Source organism: Pantoea sp. BJFS-204 (assembly GCF_049310725.1).
GTDB classification, from domain to species: domain Bacteria; phylum Pseudomonadota; class Gammaproteobacteria; order Enterobacterales; family Enterobacteriaceae; genus Pantoea; species Pantoea agglomerans.
In genome coordinates this window covers 300,193-314,442 of record NZ_JBMOWE010000001.1, presented here as the reverse complement: position 1 = coordinate 314,442, position 14,250 = coordinate 300,193, and the positions used below count along the sequence as shown (strand labels likewise).

Here is a 14,250-nt window from a genome sequence, read left to right as displayed (position 1 = left end):
GCGTCAGGTAAGAACGCAAAAGGCATGCCCCAGGGCATGCCTTTTTTTCGCCGGTAACAGAGCCGGAGGCTTTAATGCGGATCGCTGAGACGCGTTAAAGCGCCCGTTTTCAGGCCCGGTTATCGCCGTTGCGGCTCATCCACAGAGAGAGCGCTTTAAGCGAATCGTCAGTGAACTCATCACAACGTGCGGTGATCTCATCGGGCGTCATCCAGATAATCTCATCGACTTCCGATTCCTGCATGGCGAATGGCCCATGTGACACACAACTGAACAGACCGCCCCAGACGCGACAGTGCTGATCTTCGAAGTAGAATTTGCCATGCTCAGCAAACGGCACCGCGGCAATCCCTAACTCCTCTTCCGCTTCACGTCGCGCAGACTCCAGCATATCTTCACCGCTCTGCACCACGCCGCCTGCGGTTGCGTCCAGTTTGCCCGGCATAAAATCTTTTATCTCTGTGCGACGCTGCACCAGAATCTTGCCCATACCGTCATGAACCACAATATAGGTAGCGCGGTGACGCAGGCACTCAGCGCGCATCTGCGCACGTGTTGCCTGAGCAACAACTTCATTCTCTTCGTTTACGATATCGACCCACTCGATGCCGTCACCCGCAGTTTGATCCACCATCCGTAACCCTTTCCTGTTTGGCGTACACTTGGGTACGCAGTTTGCCACGTCTTTATTTTTATGTGGCGTAAGGTAATCACTTCCGGCAGCCTGAGCAAGCCCTGGCTGTTACCGATTTTTACCACTTTCTGCTAACCACAGCTGTACTGAGGCTCGCTGCCACTGAAACTCAGCATAATCCCGCAGACGCGCGGGCAAAGGATCGCCATGCAATACCAGCCGGTTAAGCATCACCGCCAGATCGGTATCCGCAATTGACCACTCGCCAAACAGGTTCTGTTGCCCGTCCGGCAGCAGGCGATCAACGGCCATAACCAGTTTATCCACCGCCTGCTGCGCTGATGCGGTCAGCGGCGCAAAGCGCTCACCGGCAAACAGCACTTCTGTGGGACGCTCCTGACGTATCCACAGGAAGTCACTGCGCAGCCAGGCCTGGATCTCTCTGGCGCGGGCACGCTTCTCGCGGTCGCGGGGATAGAGGCGCTCAAATTCGGGCGCCGGAAAGCGCTCTTCAAGATATTCGGTAATCGCCGAGGATTCGCTTAACAGGAACGCATCAATCTGCAGGGTCGGGACCCGGCAGGTCAGCGACAGCTCGCGGTAAGCCGCGGCGTATTGCTGATTCTGCGACAAATCGACGCGCTTCAGCTGGAAAGGGATCCCTTTTTCGGTAAGAGCAACATAGGCCGACATGGCGTAAGGACTGAAAAATGATGAATCTGACCACAGGGTGATGGACGGATAATTCATCGGTTACCTCAATTGGCTGTCAGGGTTGCATCATGTTTACCGATTTTTATTTGGGAAGGCAACGCTGAGCTGATCCGATCTCTGCCTCCGGAATAAGAAAGCGCGACGCGACTCACGATAGAGTGGCTCGACTCTTCTATGCTGAAAGATGCAAATAACAAAAACATCAAGGGAGCCGCAACATGCACATTCTTATTACCGGTGGCACGGGACTGATTGGCCGTCACCTGATTCCGCGCCTGCAACAGCTGGGGCATCAGATCAGTGTGGTGACGCGTGACGTGGTCAGCGCGCGTGAAAAACTGGGCGAAGAGGTCGCGCTCTGGTCAGGGCTGGCGCAACAGTCGAACCTGGATACGATCGATGCGGTCATTAATCTGGCGGGAGAACCTATTGCCGACAAACGCTGGACGGAGCCGCATAAACAGCAGCTGTGTGAAAGCCGCTGGCAGATAACCGAGCAGATTGTCTCACTGATCAACGCCAGCGCCACGCCACCTTCCGTGTTGATCTCAGGTTCGGCAACCGGCTTTTATGGCAACACCGGCGATCTGGTGCTGACTGAAGAGGATCAGGGTCAGGATGAGTTTACTCATCAGCTCTGCGCCCGCTGGGAGCAGCTGGCGCTCGCGGCTGAAAGCGAACGCACCCGCGTCTGCCTGCTGCGAACCGGCGTGGTGCTGGCGTCTGAGGGCGGCGCACTCAGCAAAATGAAGCTGCCCTTTAAACTCGGCATCGGCGGGCCGATTGGCAGTGGTAAACAGTACATGCCGTGGATTCACATTGATGACATGCTAAACGCCATTATCTGGCTGCTGGAGCATGACGATCTGCGGGGTCCGTTCAATATGGTCGCTCCCTACGCGGTGCGTAACGAGCAGTTTGCCGCCACCCTGGGCCGGGTTATGCATCGTCCGGCCTTTATGCGCACGCCTGCCAGCGCCATTAAACTGATGATGGGCGAATCGTCGGTGCTGGTGCTGGGAGGACAGCATGTGCTGCCAAAACGGCTGGAAGCCTCAGGCTTTGGCTTCCGCTGGTACGATTTGCAGGAAGCGTTGCAGGATGTCGCAGGATAAACATACGGCGGCCCTGGGCCGCCGTATGTTTCGTTAGTTACGCTGCTCTGCTACACGCGACTTCACTACCTTCTCTTCACGCGTATGCCCCGGTTGTGGCACACGAATAATAAAGGTCAGCACGCCAGCGAACACGTATAGCCCGGTATAGGCCCATACCACACCGACAATGTCGAAGAACGGCAGCATGACTGAGGCGATAGCCGGTGCCACAAAGTTACTGAGTCCTGCGGAGAGGTTGTAAATAGAGACCGCAGCGCCTTTGTGATGCGGTTCCAGCGTGGGAAATACAGCGGTCATCGGTACAAACGCGGCGACAAAAATGCCCAGCATTACCGCAGGGATTAATGCGACCCAGAAGTTATGACCCGCATACAGCGGCAGATAATAAAAGGTCAGGCTGGAGATGGCCATCCCCAGGCAACCAAACCAGCGCACCTGACGGATCCAGCCCAGCTTCTCTCCCGTGAGGCCCCAGAAGATATTCGTAAATATAGTGACGAAGAAGAACACCGCCCAGATTTGTAGCCATTCAGAGATGGTAAAGCCGAGACGATCGACAAACAGCAGTGGCATGATAATGGCGAAACCAAACAGCGACAGCGTGTTGATGATGCGAATCAGGCAGGCATAAAACACATTCTGATTGGTGAACAGGATGGTCACGGCACGCGCCATCTCTGTCATCTTGTCACGCATCGGCAAATTCACACGAGAGCGATCCACCGGTACCTTGCGCAGGCTGAAGTATGCGAGGATCCCACCACAGGCCACCCAGATAATAGCCAGCCACAGCGTCCCCGTTTCCCCCAGCATCGGAATGGTGAGACTTGGCAGATAGCTGCCAATCACCCCGATGCCGACAGAATACATCGCCCAGAACCAGCCGGTCGCCGCCGCCAGTTTTTCGCGCGGTAAGACCTGCACCAGCATCATCATGAAAGAGTAGATAAACAGCGGATAAGCCAGCCCGCGAATGCCGTAGAACAGCACCATCAGCGGATAGTTGCGCAGGCCAAGCCCCAGCGACATAAACAGCGTATGCATCACGATCCATAACACAAAGCCAATCATCATCGCGCGCTGCGGTGTGATCAACTCGGCTACCACGCCAGATGCCCAGGCCGCCAGGGCTGCCGCTAAGCCATAGAAGGTGAATACGACTGCAGACTGCGCGGGCGTAAAGCCCATATCGGTGATATGGCGCGACAGAAACGCCATTTCAAAGCCATCACCCGCCATAAAGATTGCGATAGCGAGGAAGCCCCAGAACATCTTTTTCGGTAAGCCAAACCAGTATTCGTTCGATTGCATCACAATTACCTTCTGTCTGGTTAGTCGTTATGCAGGCAGCAAACTGCGCACCTGTTGTTGCTGGACGTAGAGTTCCCGGAACAGACATAGCCGCTTTTGCAGCACGGCACCGCGCGTCTCGTCCGGTTGGTAGCGTGCCTGCACAGCCGGCTTCAGACACACCTCATGCTCAAGGCCGCCATCAGCCAGCCACGCTAAACGTGCCGCACCCAGCGCGCCAGATGCGCTGGCGGGATGGGTAACAATGGGCAGTTGCAGCACATCGGCAATCAATTGAGCCCACAATGTGCTACGTGCGCCACCACCGGTCAGGCTGCACTGCTGAATGTGATGCCTGGCATCGCCGAGCACACTCAACCCATCAGCCAGCCCAAATGCCACGCCTTCAACCACCGCATAGCCCAGCAAGGCGCGCGGGGTTTCATGGCGCAGATTGAAGAAAGAACCGGATGCGTCAGGATCGTTATGTGGTGTGCGTTCACCAGACAGATAGGGCAGGAAAACCGGGGCGCTACGCACTTGCTCATCACTGAGCTGGACCATCTCCTCCATCAGCTGGCTTTCACTGACCGACAGCAGATTGCACAACCAGCGCAGACAACTGGCGGCGCTAAGCATCACACTCATCTGGTGCCAGCGGCCCGGTAACGCATGGCAAAAGGCGTGCACCCCGCATTGAGGGTCAGCCCGTAAGCGGTCGTTTACGACAAAAATCACACCGGAGGTACCCAATGAGATAAACGCATCACCGGGATTCACCGCCCCCACACCGATTGCCGATGCGGCATTGTCACCGCCGCCACCCGCGACAGTAACCGCAGTAGATAAACCCCACTCGCTCGCCAGCGTTGGCTGCAGGCGTCCACTTATGGCACTGCCTTCTACCAGTTCAGGCATTTGGGCACGCTTCAGTCCGGTGATGGCCAGCAGTTCTTCCGACCAGTCACGCCGGGAGACATCGAGCCACAGCGTTCCGGCAGCATCCGAAGGCTCACTGACAAAGCGCCCGGTAAGACGCCAGCGCAGGTAATCTTTCGGCAGCAGGACCTTATCGATGCGGCTGAAAATTTCTGGCTCATTTTCCGCGACCCAGTGCAGTTTCGGCAAAGTGAAGCCGGGCATAATCATATTGCCGCTAATTTCCATTATCCGGGGATTGCTCTTCCGTAGCCTTTCACACTGCGGTGCACTGCGCGTGTCGTTCCAGAGGATACACGGACGCAGCACCTTCCCTCCGGCATCCAGCAACACGGCCCCGTGCATCTGTCCCGATAATCCAATAGCGCGAATCGCGGCCCATGCCAGAGGAAACTGATGACGTAATCCCGCCAGAACCTCGCTGCAGGCTTGCCACCAGCATTCAGGATCCTGTTCAGCCCAGTGGGGATGGGGACGCTGCACGCTCAGCGTGGCGTGCTGAGCCGCCACAATCTCACCGTGCGTATTAATGATCAGCGCTTTAAGCTCTGAGGTACCAATATCAATGCCGAGATACATAATTACACCGCCGCCAGTTCAGGCTGTTTCAGCCACTGCTGCAAACTCGCAACACGGCGGGTGACTAACTCATGAAACGCCTTATCAGATGCCAGTTCCGCAAACAGCGCGCTATCACTCAGGTATGCATGGAGCGGATCGGCGCTGGCGAACTGCTTACGTAGCGTATCGACCTGTAGCGCACCGTCCTGATAGCAATAGGGTAAATTGTCATCGGCCCATCGCTGCATAAACAGGAAGAACAGTGCCGGAATCACCGCCGTTGCGGTGGGCTGCGCACCGCGCTGGTAGCACTGTTGCAGGGTTGGCGTCACCATGCCGGGAATTTTGGATAAACCATCGGCACCGACGCGCTGATTGGTATCTTTAATGTAAGGATTACTGAAGCGGGCCAGCACCACGTCACGATAATCCGCTAAATCAAGCGGGCTGGGAGACAGAGAAGGAATGACATCCTGGGTCACATAGTCGTGAGCCAGTTGATAAATCGCCGGATGGCTGGTGCTCTCATCGATATAGTTCAGACCAATCAGTGTGCCCGCCCAGGCAATCGCAGCATGTGTCGCATTGAGGATGCGAATTTTCGCCTCTTCCCACGGCAGTACCGATTCCACTAGTTCAACACCGACCTTTTCCAGCGCCGGGCGCCCGGCAATAAAATCATCCTCAATGACCCACTGAATAAAAGATTCGGCCATTACTGCTGCGCCATCCTGTTTGCCGGTCGCCGCCTGCACGCGTTCTGCCACCTCCGGAGTAGGACGGGGTGTAATGCGATCAACCATGGTATTCGGTGAACGGGTTTGCGTGCGCACCCAGTCGGCCAGCGCGGTATCGCCTTTGGCCGTAAGAAACGCCAGGAAGGCGTCACGGAAACGCTCACCATTGTGCCGCAGATTGTCGCAGTTCAGCAGCGTAACCGGCGGACCGCCTTGCGCAACACGCTGTGTCAGAATATGGCTGAGTGCACCGTAGAGGGTGCGGATATCGCCACCCAGATCGGCCTTCACATCTGCCTGATTGAGATCCAGGGTAAACGCGGGCGTCAGGTAGTAACCCGCTTCGGTCACGGTAAAGCTAATCACACGCGTTTCCGCACTGGCCCCCTGCTCGATCAACGCACTGATATCACTGTCCCAGGGCAAAATTTTGCGCAGCGAAGTGATGGTTTCGTAGTCGCGCTTACCTTCAGGCGTCACGGTTTCCAGCACATATTCTCCCTGCTGCGCCGCGAGCTGATTGAGCAGCGGCACTGCGTCATTACGGATATTGCCGAGCGCGATGCTCCAGCTTTCATCACCCTGCTCACGCAGTTTATGCAGATACCACGCCTGATGTGCACGATGAAAAGATCCCGCGCCGATGTGCATCCACACTGATTGGTTGTTCATAATCGCCTCATTTAAACATTTGCCACACCTAAGGGCATTTGCCCGATGACCTGTAGCATAGTGCCTATTACGAAGATCCTTCTGCGAGCTGAGTCACAAATAATATTTTTGCTCTCATTCCGGGCTTTTGCTCAGTTAGTGCTTTTCGACCCGCACGGCGTTAAGATGTCCCCTCAAATTCGACGGAACATCGTGATGAGCAGAGAAGAAAAAAAGCAGGAGCTGGCCGCACGTGCCGCATGGATGTATTACGTCGCAGGCGTGACACAGCAGGAGATTGCGCAGGCATTGGGATTGTCACGACAGGTAGCGCAGCGGCTGGTATCCAGTGCACGTGAAATGGGCATGGTGAACGTAAAAATTGATCATCCCGTCACACACTGTCTGCAGCTGGCGCGTGAGGTACAGGCGAAGTTTGGTCTGGATTTGTGCCGCGTTGTGCCATCTGCCAGTCTGAATGATGAGGCTATTCAACAAATGCTGGCAGTTGAAGGCGCGGCGGTGATGACACAATTCATCAATGAGGAAACGCCTCAGGTGTTCGGTATTGGTTCCGGTAAAACCCTGCGCTCAATGATTGATGCGCTACCCTGGGTTGATCGCCCGCAGCATCATTGCGTTTCCATGATTGGTGCCATCGCGCGGGATGATTCCGGTACTCGCTATGACGTACCGTTGAAGATGGCCGAAAAGATGCAAGGTAAGTATTTCTTTATCCCCGCCCCCTTATACGCCGACACCCCAGAGGATAAAGCGATGTGGGTTCAGCATAAGGTTTACCAGCGCGTCATTGATCGCGCATTACAGGCGGACGTGGCTTTTGTGGGTATTGGCGAAGTGATGCCGGGCTGTCCTTTGAATGCCGAGGGATTCATCACAGATGCGCAGGTCGAGGCGCTAAATGGGCGCGGCGTGGTGGGCGAAATGCTCGGTCACTTTTTCAATCAGCAGGGTGAGCGGGTATGGGGCGAAACGGATGAGCTACTGACCAGCGTGCGACTGGAAAGCCGGACTCAGCGTAAAATTATTGGCTTTGCGGGTAGCGAGCGCAAGTATCCAGCAATCCGTGCCGCATTACAGGGCGGCTGGGTATCGGGACTGGTGACCGATGAGGATACGGCGCTGAAGCTACTGCAAAAGTGATATCTCAGCATGGATGCAGAGTGCGAGGGCAGAACGCAGAGATGACGCAAAATCTCAAACGCGGCTCGCACTTATTCTGCGCAGGGCACGTTACGCCGGTGCCCTGATTCCCTCACCTTAACTAACATCTAACCGTTACTTCAGCGATCCCTTGAGGAACTGCTGTAAACGTGGGCTTTTCGGGCTGCCGAACAGTTCCGCAGGCGGCCCCTGCTCTTCGATTTTACCCTGATGCAGGAAAATGACATGACTGGAGACGTGACGGGCAAACTCCATCTCGTGGGTCACGACCACCATGGTTTTGCCCTCCTCCGCCAGCTTCTGCATGATGCGCAGTACTTCCCCGACCAGCTCCGGATCAAGCGCCGAAGTGGGTTCGTCAAACAGCAACACCTCTGGCTCCATCGCCAGCGCGCGCGCAATCGACACACGCTGCTGCTGACCGCCGGAGAGGTGAACCGGATATTTTGCCTGTGCCCGCGCATCAATTCCGACTTTATCGAGGTATTTGATGGCACGCTCACGCGCCGCCGCTTTACTCAGCCCCAGCACCTGAATCGGCGCTTCCATCACGTTTTCCAGCACGGTCATGTGACTCCACAGATTAAAATGCTGGAACACCATGGTCAGGCTGGTACGTAACGCGCGCAGCTGCTCTTTGTCAGCCACTTTGAGCTGACCATCTTTGTCACGGACTAAGGTGATTTGTTGGTTATTCACCATGATGCTGCCTTCACTCGGTTTTTCGAGGAAGTTGATGCAGCGTAAAAAGGTACTTTTCCCTGAGCCGGACGATCCAATGATACTGATCACATCGCCCGCTTTAGCAGTTAACGAGACCCCTTTCAGCACTTCATGTTCACCGTAACGCTTATGCAATTCGGTGACGCTTAATTTATTGTCAGCCATAGTTCTACTCAATGCGATGAAGAGGGTTTCACGTGGGCCAGCCAGCGACGTTCCGCCAGGCGGAACAGGCTGATCAACACGTAAGAGATAATCAGGTACAACACAGCCGCCAGACCAAAGGCGGTAAACGGCTGATAGGTTGCCGAGTTAATATCGCGCGCGATTTTCAGCAGATCCGGCACGGTGGCGGTGAAGGCCAGCGCCGTGGAGTGCAGCATCAGAATCACTTCGTTGCTGTAGGCCGGCAGTGCCGTACGCAGCGCCGATGGCAGGATAATGCAGCGATAAAGTTTAAAAGTAGAGAAGCCGTACGCCCTTGCCGCCTCAATCTCACCGTGTGGCACCGAGCGAATCGCACCAGCAAAAATTTCCGTGGTGTAGGCGCAGGTGTTGAGGGTGAAGGCGAGCAGCGTACAGTTCAGACCACTGCGAAAAAAGGCATTCAGCAGTTCAGTGCCTTTCACAATCTCCAGCGTGTACATGCCGGAGTAGAACACCAGCAGCTGCACATAGAGCGGCGTGCCGCGAAAGACGTAGGTGAAGAGCCAGACCGGAAAGCTGATAAACCGGTTAGGGGAAACCCGCGCTATCGCCAGCAGGATTGCCAGACATCCGCCAATGGTGACCGAGAGGATCAGCAGCCACAGGGTGATAGCTACACCGGTAAAACGATAACCGTCAGTCCAGAGCAGCGATTTCCAGTATTCCTGAATAATATCAATCATAACTCGCCCTCTTTACACCTACCGTATAGCGCCGGTTAAGCCACCACAGCACACCGTTTGACAGCGTGGTAAATACCAGATAAATCACACCGGCCACAATGGCGAAGTAGAACGGCTGCCAGGTACTTTTTCCTGCCAGCTGCGTCGCCTTCACCACATCTTCCAGCCCCAGCAGCGAGACCAGCGCAGTGGCTTTCAGAATCACCTGCCAGTTGTTGCCGATGCCTGGCAGCGCGTAGCGCATCATGGCCGGAAACAGAATGCGGCGGAACACCTGCGCGCCGGTAAAGCCAAACGCGGTTGCTGCTTCAATCTGCCCCTGAGGCACGGCCATAAAGGCGCCGCGGAACGTTTCGGTGAAGTAGGCACCATAGATAAAGCCGAGCGTGATGATACCGGCGACCATCGGGTCGATATCAAACTGCGCCATACCCAGCGCATCGGTTATCTGGTTGAGGACAATCTGCAGACCGTAGAAGATCAGCAGCATCAGTACAAGGTCTGGCACGCCACGAATCAGCGTGGTGTAGCCTTCAAAAATCATCGCCAGTGGCCGGCTGCGCGACAGTTTCGCGCCTGCGCCAATCAGGCCCAGCAGCACTGCCAGCACGACGGAAGTGAGCGCCAGTTCCAGCGTCACCAGCGTGCCCCGAAGAATTACATCAGAATAGCCATACAGCATCGAGAGGGTCCTGTCGTGGGGTGAAAACGAAACGCTGCCCGCAAGCGAGACGGGCAGTTTAGCTTTACCTCTCTGTTGCAGATGCCATCCGCCATTAGCGGAAAAGAACCCGATTCTGCACCTGGCAGAACCGGCTCAGACCCGGCAAAACGGACACAGAGGGTAAAGCGACAGGATGGTTAGTCGCCGTACACGTTGAAATCGAAGTATTTCTTCGCAATCTTGTCGTAGGTGCCATCTTTACGCATGTCAGCAAAGGCTTTGTCGATGGCGGCTTTCAGTTCGCTGTCATCTTTACGCAGTCCCATGCCGGTACCGACGCCAAAAATCTTGTCATCTTTCACGGCCGGACCGGCGAAGGCGTAATTTTTACCGACCGGCTGCTTCAGGAACCCTTCGCTGGCCTGCACTTCATCCTGGAAGGCAGCATCAATACGACCGGCATTCAGATCCTGATAGACCAGATCCTGGTTTGCATAAGGTGTGACGTTCACCCCTTTTGGCCGCCAGTTCTGATTGGCGTAAGTTTCCTGGGTGGTGCCCTGCAGCAGACCGATGTTTTTGCCTTTCAGGGACTCAATGGTCGGCTCAATTTTCGATCCCTTCGGTGCGACTAAACGCGCGTTAGCGGCGTAGAGTTTTTCCGAGAAGGCGATCTCTTCCTGACGTTTCGCTGTGATGGAAAGTGAGGAGATGATGGCATCAATTTTCTTCGCTTTCAGCGAAGGGATCAGCGCATCAAAGTCGCTCTCAACATAGGTACATTGGGTATGAATACGTTTACAGATTTCGTTAGCGAGGTCGATATCGAAGCCCACTAACTTGCCTTGCGCGTTTTTCGACTCAAACGGTGGGTAAGTTGGATCTGTGCCGATACGGATTGAACCCGGAACCGCCGCGAAGACGCTGGCAGCACTGGATAAGCCCAGCATCAGGGAAAGAGCCAGAACACGCTTTTTCATAGATTACCCTCAAGTGAAGTGCTTTTTGTTATGTGGTTCGTGATGTGTTTGCGCAAAGTAATTTGCATGTTTCATGCCAGTTCTGCAAGTTAACCACGCTGTTAGCGTGATGTCAGACAGGCGAAAACGCTGTGTTTGTGAGGGGAATATAGCAGTGAAGTAAAAGAGAAAAAGCGACGTTGTTAACTTTTGGTGCGTCAAATGCACGAAGAGTGATCCGAGGCGCGCTTATGCACTAAATAAGTGCGCCAGCGGAACTTTATGCACCCTGCCAGCGCGTGAAGAGATCTTCCAATAATTCGATATCAAACTGGTCGATAACCCGGTTAACGGTCTGATCGATCAGCTGATCGATCGTTTCAGGCCGATGATAAAATGCCGGCACGGGTGGCATGATAATGGCACCCAGCTCTGCGGCGGTGGTCATCATTCGCAGATGCCCAACATGCAGCGGGGTTTCGCGCACGCACAGCACCAGCTTACGCTGCTCTTTTAACACCACGTCAGCCGCACGGGTCAGCAACGAGTCACTGTAACTGTGGACGATGCCAGAGAGCGTTTTCATTGAGCAGGGTAAAATCGCCATGCCCAGCGTTTTAAACGATCCAGATGAGATATTTGCTGCAATATCGCGCACGTCATGCACCACATCGGCCAGCGCCTGCACGTCACGCAGCGAATAATCGCTCTCCAGTCCCAGCGTCTGACGCGCCGCCTGACTCATGACCAGATGCGTTTCTACTTCTTCCACCTGCTGCAACACCTGCAGCATGCGCACGCCATAGATCACCCCGCTTGCGCCAGAGATGCCAATGATGAGTCGTTTCATATTCCAACCTTATGTCAGCCAATGGGCCATCATACGCGGCCTGCGGGTTTCTGAAAACAAACAGGGCGGGATTGCTCCCGCCCTGTTTTATGCTGCCCGCCTGCTGAAGGTATCAGCCTTCGTTGTGCAGCTCGAGGTTTTCGACTTCGTTCTGCCGCTGAAGCGCTTTGGCATCATCATTACGCAGCGACTCGAGATACTCCAGATATTGCTGATCGACATCTTTCGTCACGTAAATGCCGTTGAACACCGAGCACTCAAATTGTGCAATGTCCGGATTCTCTTCGCGAACCGCTTCGATCAGATCGTCCAGATCCTGGAAGATCAGCGCATCGGCTTTAATCAGCTGGCGAATCTCTTCCACTTCACGGCCATGCGCAATCAGTTCCGTGGCGCTGGGCATATCGATACCGTAGACGTTCGGGAAACGAATTTCCGGCGCCGCTGACGCCAGATAAACCCTTTTTGCGCCCGCTTCACGCGCCATCTCAATAATCTGCTCTGAGGTGGTACCGCGAACAATAGAGTCATCCACCAGCAGCACGTTTTTATCACGGAATTCGGCGCGGTTAGCGTTGAGCTTGCGGCGCACCGCGCTGCGGCGTAACTGCTGGCCCGGCATGATAAAAGTACGGCCAACGTACCGGTTCTTCACGAAGCCCTGGCGATAGGGTTTGTCGAGAATACGTGCAATTTCCAGCGCGATATCGGTGGAGGTTTCAGGAATCGGAATCACAACGTCGATATCGAGATCTTCCCACTCGCGCGCAATTTTCTCACCCAGCTTGGTGCCCATACGAACACGGGCGCTGTAGACCGAGATTTTGTCGAGGAAGGAGTCGGGACGCGCAAAATAGACATACTCGAACAGGCACGGATTGCTTTTCGGATTTTCAGCGCACTGGCGGGTAGACAGCTGGCCCGCCTCAGTCACATAAACCGCTTCACCCGGTGCAACGTCACGGATGAACTCAAAGCCCAGCGTATCCAGCGCCACGCTCTCGGAGGCGACCATATATTCGGTGCGGCCATCAGCGATAACGCGCTTGCCCAGCACCAGCGGACGGATACCGTTAGGATCACGGAAGGCGACCATGCCGTGGCCGATAATCATCGACACTACCGCATAGGCTCCGCGCACCTGCTGATGCACGGCAGCAACCGCAGCAAAGATGTTGTCGGCTGTCAGCGGATCGTTTTGGAAACGATCTAACTCCTGCGCAAAGATGTTCAGCAGGATTTCAGAATCTGAGGTGGTATTAACGTGACGGCGGCCCTTTTCAAACAGGTGCTTACGCAGCACGTGGGCGTTGGTCAGGTTACCGTTGTGCGCCAGGGTGATGCCATACGGGGAGTTTACATAGAATGGCTGCGCTTCAGAGGCACTGGAGCTTCCCGCGGTTGGATAACGCGCGTGACCGATCCCCATATTGCCCTGCAGACGCTGCATGTGGCGTGCTTCGAAAACGTCGCTGACCAGGCCGTTTGCCTTTCGCAGGCGAAAACATTTCAGCGCATCGATAGTACAAATGCCTGCGGCATCCTGCCCGCGGTGCTGGAGCACCGTTAACGCGTCATAGATCGACTGGTTGACCGGCATGAAACCGGTGATACCGACAATACCGCACATGTTGTCATTTCCTCATTAAGCCGCACTCCCGGTCACATCACCGGGGTAAAAAACTCGACGTGCTTTTCAGGTAATCAAAAAACCACCTGATTATATAACTGAACTCGGGAATGAGTTGAGACTGTTGCCAGTCCGGACTTTTGGAAAAGCCAGTGAATGTATCGAGGAAGAACAGCAAAGCGGCTACGATCAGCACACCACGCAATGCCCCGAAACAGACGCCCAACACCCGGTCGGTTCCCGACAGGCCGGTTTTTTCCACCAGCGTGCCGATAACGTAGTTCACAATGGCCCCCACAATCAGGGTTGCCACAAACAGCACACCGATGGCGATACCGTTACGAACCAGTTCGTCGTCAAAACCTGTAAACCAGACTGCAAGGTAGGCGTAGTAATGACTGGCGACAAAAAACGCGCATCCCCAGGTAACAAGAGATAAGGCTTCCCGGACAAACCCACGGACCAGGCTGACCAGAGCCGAAAAACCAACTACCGCAATAATGACGTAATCAATCCAGATCATGAACTCTTCCAGCGCCAGTGCAATTGCACCCCTGCATCCAGTTCGGGGCGCATTCTAACAGAAAAAGAAAACGTTTGCGTAGCGCTTTTCTTTTTCTGCATCCATAAAAAAGGCGATGAAAAAAAACGCTATCGCCCAGGTGATTCTAAGCCGGACAGGCCGTTGAAAATCTTGACTATTTT

At 54.9% G+C, this 14,250-nt stretch carries 14 protein-coding genes; 2 read left to right on the top strand and 12 right to left on the bottom strand.

The genetic code is table 11. From position 1 onward, the window contains the following. Window positions 1-109 precede the first annotated feature (109 nt). Window positions 110-634: an NUDIX hydrolase YfcD gene (gene yfcD / locus ACO6VX_RS01505; RefSeq protein ID WP_010258035.1), complete on the bottom strand. Its 525-nt coding sequence runs from the start codon at window positions 632-634 to the stop codon at window positions 110-112. Between the two features lie 108 nt (window positions 635-742). Further along, window positions 743-1,384 (bottom strand): glutathione transferase, encoded by a 642-nt coding sequence (gene yfcF, locus ACO6VX_RS01500; protein ID WP_010258032.1) that lies wholly within the window; start codon window positions 1,382-1,384, stop codon window positions 743-745. A 182-nt stretch (window positions 1,385-1,566) separates the two neighbouring features. Here yfcF and ACO6VX_RS01495 point away from each other — a divergent pair, with 182 nt between their 5' ends. Continuing rightward, the gene (locus ACO6VX_RS01495) at window positions 1,567-2,463 is read left to right on the top strand and encodes a TIGR01777 family oxidoreductase (protein ID WP_010258028.1); all 897 of its coding nucleotides are present in this window, start codon (window positions 1,567-1,569) and stop codon (window positions 2,461-2,463) included. Between the two features lie 33 nt (window positions 2,464-2,496). Here ACO6VX_RS01495 and ACO6VX_RS01490 read toward each other — a convergent pair whose 3' ends face one another. Genes ACO6VX_RS01490 through dalD form a run of 3 tightly spaced genes read right to left on the bottom strand, consistent with a single transcriptional unit; the run spans window position 2,497 to window position 6,665 of the window. Next, window positions 2,497-3,777, bottom strand: a complete 1,281-nt coding sequence (locus tag ACO6VX_RS01490) for an MFS transporter (protein WP_010258025.1) — start codon at window positions 3,775-3,777, stop codon at window positions 2,497-2,499. A gap of 27 nt (window positions 3,778-3,804) precedes the next feature. Continuing rightward, entirely contained in the window at window positions 3,805-5,274 is a 1,470-nt protein-coding gene (xylB, locus tag ACO6VX_RS01485) for a xylulokinase (RefSeq protein WP_422457486.1), read from the bottom strand. Window positions 5,275-5,276: 2 nt separating this feature from the next. Then, entirely contained in the window at window positions 5,277-6,665 is a 1,389-nt protein-coding gene (gene dalD / locus ACO6VX_RS01480; protein ID WP_010671449.1) for a D-arabinitol 4-dehydrogenase, read from the bottom strand. 195 nt (window positions 6,666-6,860) lie between these two features. Here dalD and ACO6VX_RS01475 point away from each other — a divergent pair, with 195 nt between their 5' ends. Continuing rightward, window positions 6,861-7,808: a sugar-binding transcriptional regulator gene (locus ACO6VX_RS01475; protein WP_010258017.1), complete on the top strand. Its 948-nt coding sequence runs from the start codon at window positions 6,861-6,863 to the stop codon at window positions 7,806-7,808. 135 nt (window positions 7,809-7,943) lie between these two features. Here the strand turns inward: ACO6VX_RS01475 and hisP are convergent, their stop codons facing one another. From hisP to cvpA, 7 genes are all read right to left on the bottom strand, one after another. Further along, on the bottom strand, window positions 7,944-8,717 hold the full coding sequence (gene hisP, locus ACO6VX_RS01470; RefSeq protein WP_010258014.1) for a histidine ABC transporter ATP-binding protein HisP: 774 nt from the start codon (window positions 8,715-8,717) through the stop codon (window positions 7,944-7,946). A gap of 8 nt (window positions 8,718-8,725) precedes the next feature. Beyond that, entirely contained in the window at window positions 8,726-9,442 is a 717-nt protein-coding gene (locus ACO6VX_RS01465; RefSeq protein WP_010258010.1) for an ABC transporter permease, read from the bottom strand. Further along, window positions 9,435-10,124 carry a histidine ABC transporter permease HisQ gene (locus tag ACO6VX_RS01460; protein WP_010258006.1) on the bottom strand — a complete coding sequence of 230 codons (690 nt, stop codon included), beginning with the start codon at window positions 10,122-10,124 and terminating at the stop codon, window positions 9,435-9,437. Before ACO6VX_RS01460 ends, ACO6VX_RS01465 begins: the two co-directional genes overlap by 8 nt. Window positions 10,125-10,303: 179 nt before the next feature. Then, a complete protein-coding gene (gene argT, locus ACO6VX_RS01455; RefSeq protein ID WP_010258004.1) occupies window positions 10,304-11,086 on the bottom strand; it encodes a lysine/arginine/ornithine ABC transporter substrate-binding protein ArgT in 783 nt (260 codons plus the stop codon). Window positions 11,087-11,345: 259 nt separating this feature from the next. Further along, window positions 11,346-11,915 (bottom strand): UbiX family flavin prenyltransferase, encoded by a 570-nt coding sequence (locus tag ACO6VX_RS01450; RefSeq protein WP_422457485.1) that lies wholly within the window; start codon window positions 11,913-11,915, stop codon window positions 11,346-11,348. Between the two features lie 112 nt (window positions 11,916-12,027). Beyond that, window positions 12,028-13,545 carry an amidophosphoribosyltransferase gene (gene purF / locus ACO6VX_RS01445; RefSeq protein WP_010258001.1) on the bottom strand — a complete coding sequence of 506 codons (1,518 nt, stop codon included), beginning with the start codon at window positions 13,543-13,545 and terminating at the stop codon, window positions 12,028-12,030. Window positions 13,546-13,582: 37 nt separating this feature from the next. Next, window positions 13,583-14,068, bottom strand: coding sequence for a colicin V production protein (cvpA, locus tag ACO6VX_RS01440; RefSeq protein WP_003854265.1), 486 nt, complete (start codon window positions 14,066-14,068; stop codon window positions 13,583-13,585). Between the last annotated feature and the right edge of the window lie 182 nt (window positions 14,069-14,250).

Coding starts and splice junctions, on each gene's coding strand:
- yfcD (WP_010258035.1), bottom strand. CDS start 634: ATGGTGGATCAAACTGCGGGTGACGGCATCGAGTGGGTCGATATCGTA.
- yfcF (WP_010258032.1), bottom strand. CDS start 1,384: ATGAATTATCCGTCCATCACCCTGTGGTCAGATTCATCATTTTTCAGT.
- ACO6VX_RS01495 (WP_010258028.1), top strand. CDS start 1,567: ATGCACATTCTTATTACCGGTGGCACGGGACTGATTGGCCGTCACCTG.
- ACO6VX_RS01490 (WP_010258025.1), bottom strand. CDS start 3,777: ATGCAATCGAACGAATACTGGTTTGGCTTACCGAAAAAGATGTTCTGG.
- xylB (WP_422457486.1), bottom strand. CDS start 5,274: ATGTATCTCGGCATTGATATTGGTACCTCAGAGCTTAAAGCGCTGATC.
- dalD (WP_010671449.1), bottom strand. CDS start 6,665: ATGAACAACCAATCAGTGTGGATGCACATCGGCGCGGGATCTTTTCAT.
- ACO6VX_RS01475 (WP_010258017.1), top strand. CDS start 6,861: ATGAGCAGAGAAGAAAAAAAGCAGGAGCTGGCCGCACGTGCCGCATGG.
- hisP (WP_010258014.1), bottom strand. CDS start 8,717: ATGGCTGACAATAAATTAAGCGTCACCGAATTGCATAAGCGTTACGGT.
- ACO6VX_RS01465 (WP_010258010.1), bottom strand. CDS start 9,442: ATGATTGATATTATTCAGGAATACTGGAAATCGCTGCTCTGGACTGAC.
- ACO6VX_RS01460 (WP_010258006.1), bottom strand. CDS start 10,124: ATGCTGTATGGCTATTCTGATGTAATTCTTCGGGGCACGCTGGTGACG.
- argT (WP_010258004.1), bottom strand. CDS start 11,086: ATGAAAAAGCGTGTTCTGGCTCTTTCCCTGATGCTGGGCTTATCCAGT.
- ACO6VX_RS01450 (WP_422457485.1), bottom strand. CDS start 11,915: ATGAAACGACTCATCATTGGCATCTCTGGCGCAAGCGGGGTGATCTAT.
- purF (WP_010258001.1), bottom strand. CDS start 13,545: ATGTGCGGTATTGTCGGTATCACCGGTTTCATGCCGGTCAACCAGTCG.
- cvpA (WP_003854265.1), bottom strand. CDS start 14,068: ATGATCTGGATTGATTACGTCATTATTGCGGTAGTTGGTTTTTCGGCT.